Here is a 581-nt window from a genome sequence, read left to right on the forward strand (position 1 = left end):
TCGGAGCCCTTGACGGTGTCGTAGAAGTGATAGTGCCAGTTGTCTTCGCTCATGTTGCCCAGCGAAGCACCGATACCACCCTGCGCCGCAACGGTGTGCGAGCGGGTGGGGAAAACCTTGGACAGCACGGCCACGGAGAGGCCGGCTTCTGCCAGCTGCAGCGATGCGCGCATGCCCGAACCGCCCGCACCGACGATCACAACGTCGAATTTGCGGCGCGGCAGCCCAGTCTTGACTGCGACCATGTCTTAAACCCTCCAGAGAATCTGAGCTGCGTAGCCCGCACAACCAACGAGCCACAGAATCGTCAACACTTGCAGCGTCAAACGCACTGCCACGGGCTTCACGTAGTCCATCCAGATGTCACGGACACCGATCCAGGCGTGATACGTGAGCGACACGAACGCCAGGAACGTCAGCATCTTCATCCACTGGTTGGAGAACAGCCCCGCCCAGCTTTGGTAAGACGTGTCTTTGGAGAGCAGGAACGAGACCAGCAGCACGACGGTGTACACCGCCATGATCACGGCGGTGACGCGCTGCGCGAGGAAGTCCTTCAGGCCGTAGTGCGCGCCGACAAC

At 60.9% G+C, this 581-nt stretch carries 2 protein-coding genes; both read right to left on the minus strand.

From position 1 onward, the window contains the following. Positions 1-245: FAD-dependent oxidoreductase (locus ACCD03_RS25485; protein ID WP_413413277.1), on the minus strand; the 245-nt coding region annotated here is incomplete at its 3' end. A 3-nt stretch (positions 246-248) separates the two neighbouring features. Next, positions 249-581: succinate dehydrogenase, hydrophobic membrane anchor protein (gene sdhD, locus ACCD03_RS25490; RefSeq protein WP_413413278.1), on the minus strand; the 333-nt coding region annotated here is incomplete at its 5' end.

It is taken from the genome of Ralstonia sp. Ralssp135, assembly GCF_047304345.1.
Taxonomy (GTDB): domain Bacteria; phylum Pseudomonadota; class Gammaproteobacteria; order Burkholderiales; family Burkholderiaceae; genus Ralstonia; species Ralstonia chuxiongensis.